General features: G+C 53.2%; 6 protein-coding genes. 2 read left to right on the forward strand and 4 right to left on the reverse strand.

Annotated elements, in window-relative coordinates; genetic code table 11:
- Window positions 1-38: 38 nt before the first annotated feature.
- On the forward strand, window positions 39-551 hold the full coding sequence (locus CTZ24_RS25345; RefSeq protein WP_208726965.1) for a hypothetical protein: 513 nt from the start codon (window positions 39-41) through the stop codon (window positions 549-551).
- Window positions 552-637: 86 nt separating this feature from the next.
- Here CTZ24_RS25345 and CTZ24_RS25350 read toward each other — a convergent pair whose 3' ends face one another.
- From CTZ24_RS25350 to nifL, 4 genes are all read right to left on the reverse strand, one after another.
- The gene (locus tag CTZ24_RS25350) at window positions 638-1,144 is read right to left on the reverse strand and encodes a nitrogen fixation protein NifQ (RefSeq protein WP_208726966.1); all 507 of its coding nucleotides are present in this window, start codon (window positions 1,142-1,144) and stop codon (window positions 638-640) included.
- Window positions 1,141-2,544, reverse strand: a complete 1,404-nt coding sequence (gene nifB, locus CTZ24_RS25355; protein ID WP_208726967.1) for a nitrogenase cofactor biosynthesis protein NifB — start codon at window positions 2,542-2,544, stop codon at window positions 1,141-1,143. The genes CTZ24_RS25350 and nifB overlap by 4 nt, the downstream gene beginning before the upstream one ends.
- A gap of 164 nt (window positions 2,545-2,708) precedes the next feature.
- Window positions 2,709-4,280, reverse strand: a complete 1,572-nt coding sequence (gene nifA, locus CTZ24_RS25360) for a nif-specific transcriptional activator NifA (RefSeq protein ID WP_208726968.1) — start codon at window positions 4,278-4,280, stop codon at window positions 2,709-2,711.
- A complete protein-coding gene (gene nifL, locus CTZ24_RS25365; protein ID WP_208726969.1) occupies window positions 4,277-5,761 on the reverse strand; it encodes a nitrogen fixation negative regulator NifL in 1,485 nt (494 codons plus the stop codon). Before nifL ends, nifA begins: the two co-directional genes overlap by 4 nt.
- Before the next feature lie 327 nt (window positions 5,762-6,088).
- Between nifL and CTZ24_RS25370 the strand changes: the two genes are divergently transcribed.
- Window positions 6,089-6,622 carry a flavodoxin gene (locus CTZ24_RS25370; protein WP_208726970.1) on the forward strand — a complete coding sequence of 178 codons (534 nt, stop codon included), beginning with the start codon at window positions 6,089-6,091 and terminating at the stop codon, window positions 6,620-6,622.
- Window positions 6,623-6,992 lie beyond the last annotated feature (370 nt).

Here is a 6,992-nt window from a genome sequence, read left to right on the forward strand (position 1 = left end):
GGTAAAGCGACGAATATGACCACGGAAGGTAGCAAAAAATGATGACATCCTCATATCCTAAATTATTTTCCATCACACTCATGGTGTTGGGATGCATCTTTGGCTTTTTCACCTGGCAATATGAGATTGATCGGGAGACGTTCCTGAGACCATTGACTATCAGGAACATGCTGTTAGCCAGTTTATTATTCGCTGTGCCATTGCTCTTTGCGCTAATTAAATGGGGAAAAGGTGCCAAACCACATACCGCCAAGGATTATATTAAATTGTATTCCGGTGTGGTTCTTCTCCTTTGCATGTTCAGTTATTTGCTGCTCACCACACTGACGTGGTTACTACCAGGACAGGTCAGCACTTACTCCGCCCCTTATGAATATGATTCCGCTGGACGCCATAGCTGTTCAGGTGCTCGCCTGTACGATCCTGATTTGGAAGAAAAAATCAAAGTGTGTTATCCGGCAGGTAATGTGTATGGCGGCAACGTTATTACCATCACTAAACGAAGCAACGCATTGGGCATGACTGTCATTCATGCCGTAACGAAAAGATAAAACATGCTGTTGGCTGACGATAATTCAGCAATGTAAGACAGAGACGTAATCATGCCGGCAAAAATATTGGATAGTGCCGCCAAAAGTCATGCCATATCAAAACAAACGCCCCGTTCACAACATGCATCACAACTCGGTGAACGACAGATCAATTCACCTTCGGCATGTAGACAGCGCTGGCGATAGAAAAACTTTTTCCAGCGCATATTTTTATCATTCATCACCACCAACTCAGGAAAGCAGTCACTCATTAGTTGGCGTAATTCCGCGCGGGAACTCAGGCCGAGGTCTTCCCAGAGATGGTTAAACGCCAGCGCAACGCTGGCAACAATGCAATGCATCGGATCAGCGTCAGGATGCATGTACTCTGCCAGCCATAACGCCAGTTGTTGCTGCTCATCCCGGCGTGTCGCCATCAGTTCACTCATCAGTTGATGACGCCTCAGCGCATCCTCTGAAACGAGCCGTTGCCGGGCAGGATAGGGCAACCGTGTCCATTGCTGCGGTGAAAGCCCCATCATCAGGGCATAGCTGCCGCAGCCCTGAGCATAGAGAGACATTAACCGGTGTAGCCAGCGATGCTGAGGCGTCATGCAACCCCCTTATTTCGTCTGTCTGAGGAGGCTATTCGGGTTCGATAATCTTGCCACCAGCGAGTCAATGCTGCCGTTACAGGCTGCCAGGCATCGTCGACACAAGGCTGAATACCGAGCGCTTCCAGTTTTTGCCAGGGCGTATAACCCATACGTACGCAGAACACCGCTTGTACATCGGCGAGTAGATCAAAAATCGCCGTCATCCGCTCTTCATTGTCCTGTTCGGTGTCGCAATTGTCGTTACCGTGACAATATTTAGGTGTGAAACGCTGATTCACCAGCACCACACCTGCGGCAGAGAGACTGTAAATATAAAAACGGTCGGCATGACCAAAATGGCTGTCAATCACATCCCCACGTTGCGATGCCACGGCCACCAGGCAAGCGTCTTCATCATCCGATTCCCCCTGGGTCGCAATACTGGCGTGCAGCCTGGCACGCTGGAACAGTACCGGCAACCAGGGTTGTGGTGACGGCTCAGGTTCCGGTATCCGGGCAAACTGTTGGCTACGATCTTCCCCCAGCATACCAATCGCATCCGCGCGGCACTGATGACAGTGGGTCATCTGCGGCATGATCTCACCACAGCGCTGCCTGACTGCCGCGATCATGGCGGCATCAGGTTCCGCTTGTCCGTTCAGGCCAAACACCGTGCCATGTTCAGGTCGGGCAATCAGCGGCATGATGTTATGGATAAACGCACCGCTGGCTTGCAGCAACTGACTGACATCGGGTAACGCCTGATCGTTAATTCCCGGAATCAACACCGAGTTAATTTTCACTAATACGCCCTTCGCGGTGAGCCGACGTACGCCTTCCAGTTGACGGGCAACCAGAATCTCACCCGCTTCACGCCCGCTGTAACGCTCCCCCTCCAGCCACAGCCAGGCATAAATTTGCGCGGCGATGTCGGGATCAAGGGTGTTAATGGTGACGGTGACATGGTCAACGCCAAGCGCCACCAGACGATCCACCGCATCAGGCAGCATCAAACCATTGGTGGAGAGGCATAATTTCAGGTCAGGAAACGCCTCCCGCACGCGTTCGAGGGTGCTAAAGGTACGATGCATATTTGCCAGCGGATCACCCGGACCGGCGATGCCCACCACTGATAATTGTGGGATCGCCGTCGCGACCTGACGGACTTTGGCAACAGCTTGTTCCGGCGTCAGCAAGGTCGAGGAGACACCGGGCCGTGACTCGTTACTGCAATCAAACTTGCGATTGCAGTAGTTGCATTGCAGGTTACAGGCGGGTGCCACCGGCAAGTGCATACGGGCAAACCGGTGGTGCCCACTGCGTGAGTAGCAGGGGTGTGACGCCACTTTCCCCGCGACCAAATCATCCAGCATTTCGCGAGTGGGTGCCTGACAGGCAGAAGAGGAGCAGGAAGTCATAACGTTACCTTGATAAGATCGACTGAACTTCCTGCTGCAAGTTATGTACCGTTTGCCAATTTTATAACCAACTGAAATAAAACAATTTTCATTCTATTTTTCGCGCTGGGTTTTGTCATAATCACCACCTGTAGCTGACAATGTGCTGATCATCACAATTCGCGTCAGAGACGCGGCATGGTGATATCCATGGTCTGAATACGGTAGGCTACCTGGCGCGGCGTCATTCCCAGTAACCGGGCCGCTTTGGCCTGCACCCATCCGGCTTTTTCCAGCGCAGCGATTAACCGCTGGCGCTCATCGAGATTCTGATCCAGCCAGCTGTCTTCTCGCGGTGCGCTGACCGGCAGTGGTTTTGGCACCGTTTCCCGATGGTTAAACAGAATGACTTCACGATCAATTAACCCGCTATCCGACATCACCGCCGAACGCTCCAGGCAGTTTTCCAGCTCACGTACATTGCCCGGCCAGTTGTAACTCAGCAGCAGACGGATTGCGCCTTCGCTGATCCGCAGGGTGCGGTGCTGGTTTTGCCCGATTTTGCGCACCAGAAAATGTGCCAACTCAGGGATATCGTCCTGACGTTCGCGTAGCGGCGGGAGCGCAACCGGCATTACATTCAGGCGGTAATAAAGATCTTCACGAAAATTCCCGTTGCGGACCTCTTCCTCCAGATTACGGTTGGTCGCAGCAATAATTCGCACGTTGACCCGCAGGGTTTCATCCCCCCCGACCCGTTCCATTTCGCCTTCCTGCAAGATCCGAAGTAGTTTGGCCTGAAAAGACGCGCTGCTCTCGCCAATCTCATCGAGAAAAAGCGTGCCGCCATCAGCCAGTTCGAATCGTCCTTTCCGCTGCCGCACCGCGCCGGTAAACGCCCCTTTTTCATGACCAAACAGCTCGCTCTCCAGCAAGGTATCGGGTAATGCCGCACAGTTAAACTTCACAAACGGAAAAGTGGAGCGCGGAGAATTGTGATGAATGGCATTGGCAATCAACTCTTTACCCGTCCCACTTTCGCCACGCACCAGCACGGTGGTATCCCAGCGCGACACCTGGCGGATAATCTCCAGTGTCTGCTGCATCGCGGGGCTTTTTCCCACCATATTTTCGAAGCCAAAGTTATGGGCGGGAACGCAGTTGTGCCCCTTGACTGGCGGCATCACCGCCGGGCGCGCAACGGTCGGCGCCGGTGATGACATCAGGCGTACCGTCTGTGCCACCAGATTGGCAACGGTTTCAAGAAAGCGGGTGCAGGAAGGAAGGCGTGATTCAGCCTGCGCCATCGGCTGTGCAGCCAAAACCCCCATCGGCCTCGCATCTGGCCCCATTAAAGGCACCGCAATAAACGGCAGGTTGTAGTCGTACAACCCCAGTCGATCAAGGAAACGCGGGTCATCTGCCAGGCGTGGCAAAACCAGCGATTGTCCCTGAGACAGCACCGTGCCCACCAGCCCTTCTCCGGCACGATAACGGATTTTCAGGCCATCATTCAGTTGCTGCAAATCGGCTTCTGGCAGTGCTTCGATATTCAGTTGCCCCTGCTGACTGTCGTGCAGGCAAATCATGCCATGCTGCATAAAGGCATCGTTTTGCAGTACGGACAACACCTCCTGGAGTGTCCGATGCCGATCGGTTGAACGACTCAGCACCACGCTAAGACGTTGCATCGCGGTAAATTGCTGAGACAGGTCAAAGCGCCAGACCCGGTTGTCGGATTCCGATTGCTGAGTCATTTGGCACCTCCGGTCAGTGAGGCAAATAACGGAAATCGCAGGGTGAGACAGGACCCGCCTTCGGGCGGCGACGTGAGTTCAATGGCCCCCCGATGATGTGCAACCAGGGTCTGGATCAGCCGTAGTTCCATCCCTTTTCCTGGGGCATTTAAAGCAGTTGCGGTGTGGGTGTAGTGGACATACTTTAACGGGAGGTTGTCGCATAAGTAGAAGGCCAGCCAGCCATTTTCTTCATGGGCATAAAGCTGGGTTTCCAGCGCAAAATGGGGGATTTCAGCGGCGAGATCCAGAGTCCGATCCAGCCATAAACTCAGGCAGGCCAGTACCTGAGTTCGTTGACCAAAACACACCAGTTCGGGGGAGTCTTGCGTCACCTGTAAGCGATCTCCCTGCTGATAACGGGTGTGGTAGAGTGCGCGCAGATCGGCCAAAAAATCGGTCAGGGGCCACAGGGTAGATTGTTCAAGATTCAGGGAGGGGCGGCAGCGTTGCAGGCGAGCCATAGCTTCTTCACCTTCATGCCAGGCAGAATTAAGCGCAACGTTGCTGTTGTCGCCATTCAGGCGTCGGGCGGCTGCCAGCATATTAATCGGGCAGTTTAGCTGGATCAGTGCCGCATCGAGTGAATCCCGAATTGCCGCCAGCAATTTGCCGGTGGTCATGTGTTGTTTCAGTCGATCCAGTCGTCCCTGTTCTTGCTGTTGCTGCTGCTGGGTATAATCGGTAATCACCACCAGGGTGCGGGAGAGACTGTTATCAATAAAATAACGGCTAACTTCCTCACTGACGCCGGGCAGTGTCCAGCATGTCACCCTCAGCCAGCGCTCCGCACCACACAGCATCACGGGAATGACTTCACCCTCGGCGAACGCTTTTTTCCGTGAAGAAAAATCCAGCTCAGTCAGTAACTCTTTGCCACCACAATCAGCGCATAAGGTTTTGTAGGTCAGGTTATCCATGATGACCTGGTCCTGCTCATCCACCACGACAACGGCAGCCGGGATATTATTCAGCACTGCTTCGGTCAGCGTCATTTGATTACGCAGGCGTTGTTCCAGCGCGTAACCTGTACTGATATCACGTTGCATTGCCAGATAGTGTTCCAGCTCGCCTCCGACATTCATAACCGGAGTGATATCGATCTCGACCAGAAACAAACTGCCATCACGACGGCGGTTGATGAGTTGTCCGCGCCAGGGCTGACGCAGGCGCAAGGTGCGCCACATATCCTCATAAATCATGCGCGGTGTTTGCTTACTGGCAAGCAGGCGCGGGTTCTGTTGCAATAATTCTTCCAGCGGATAACCCGTCTGGCGGCAGAATGCCGGGTTGGCGTAAATAATTCGGGCTTCAGCATCAGTTAAAGAGATGGCAACGGGTGCCTCTTCAACAATGGTCATAAACAGGCCGGGATGTTGCTGAGAAAGCCCTCGTGCAATGGCTTGCGGTTCAGCGGCATCCATCATCATATTCTCAGTCATCACATCCTCCGGAACTCAGGTTCATTTGTGTCGCAGTTATGACAATTTGTCCCACCTGTCGACATTGGCCGCCGCGGTGGTTGCCTGCCACATAACCATGCAAACAGTAAGCCTTATGCGGCAGTGACTCGCCTTAACCTTGATCCAGATCGGTTTTACCCGTACATCTCGCGCAAAATCGCTCAGTAAGGTTCCTGAACTCACTGAAATCGCGCTGAGAGTGCGTCACTTCTGGTGCGCCCTGGTGCAAAACTGTGCAGCCAGATACCTGGCACAGCATTCGCAACAGCAATGAGGAGTAATTCTTTTATTCCACAGGAGGGCGGCATGGCGAACGTTGGTATTTTTTTCGGCACTGATACGGGCAAAACCCGCAAGATCGCTAAGATGATCCACAAAAAGTTGGGGGAGGTGGCAGATGCACCGGTCAATATCAATCGCATCTCTCTGGAGACTTTTCTTTCCTATCCGGTTTTGGTACTGGGCACACCCACCCTCGGCGATGGTCAATTACCTGGCCTCAATGCGGGCTGTGAAAATACCTCGTGGGGGGAGTTTGTGGCCGAGCTTAACGGGGCCAGTCTGGCGGGTAAAACCGTTGCCTTATTCGGGTTGGGCGATCAGAAAGGTTACCCTGATAACTTTGTCAGCGGGATGCGCCCGTTGTACGACGCACTGAAAAACTGCGGCGCACAGCTTATCGGGCAATGGCCAAATCAGGGATATGAATTCACCCGCTCAGCGTCACTGGAAGAAGGCGCTTTCGTTGGACTGGTTCTGGACCAGGATAATCAGTATGACCTTACCGAAGAGCGACTGGATGCCTGGCTGGAGAGTCTCAGGCCAGCAATTGTAGAGTAAGCTGGTTTGCAATAACGCGTAGCGGCGCGATTTATCGCGCTGTTTTCTGTGTTGTTAACCCCACGCGATACATCGCGCCGCTTGTATCTTGAAGTTGTAACTGGTTAGCTACCCGTTACACGAAACGGAGGCAGCTTGTCGCGCCGCTTAAGACCCGATCTTGTGCCGTAGCTTAAAGCCCTCCGTTTCTCCTTTCACGCCAGCATCTACTCTGAACGGTAACCAGAAGCTCTGACTTCGTATGTACAAGGCAAGATGGCGTGATGGTTCATGTGAAAGGGAGCTGTCTTATGATTTATCTCGGTATTGATGTCAGTAAAAACAAACTCGACCTCTGCCTGTTGCCCGGCAACGGGAAAAAGAAAACCAA

The sequence above is a fragment of the Pantoea phytobeneficialis genome, assembly GCF_009728735.1.
Lineage (GTDB): Bacteria > Pseudomonadota > Gammaproteobacteria > Enterobacterales > Enterobacteriaceae > Pantoea > Pantoea phytobeneficialis.

Bases quoted from the DNA above. Each gene is read 5' to 3' on its own strand.
- CTZ24_RS25345 (WP_208726965.1), top strand. From the start codon at position 39: ATGATGACATCCTCATATCCTAAATTATTTTCCATCACACTCATGGTG.
- CTZ24_RS25350 (WP_208726966.1), bottom strand. From the start codon at position 1,144: ATGACGCCTCAGCATCGCTGGCTACACCGGTTAATGTCTCTCTATGCT.
- nifB (WP_208726967.1), bottom strand. From the start codon at position 2,544: ATGACTTCCTGCTCCTCTTCTGCCTGTCAGGCACCCACTCGCGAAATG.
- nifA (WP_208726968.1), bottom strand. From the start codon at position 4,280: ATGACTCAGCAATCGGAATCCGACAACCGGGTCTGGCGCTTTGACCTG.
- nifL (WP_208726969.1), bottom strand. From the start codon at position 5,761: ATGACTGAGAATATGATGATGGATGCCGCTGAACCGCAAGCCATTGCA.
- CTZ24_RS25370 (WP_208726970.1), top strand. From the start codon at position 6,089: ATGGCGAACGTTGGTATTTTTTTCGGCACTGATACGGGCAAAACCCGC.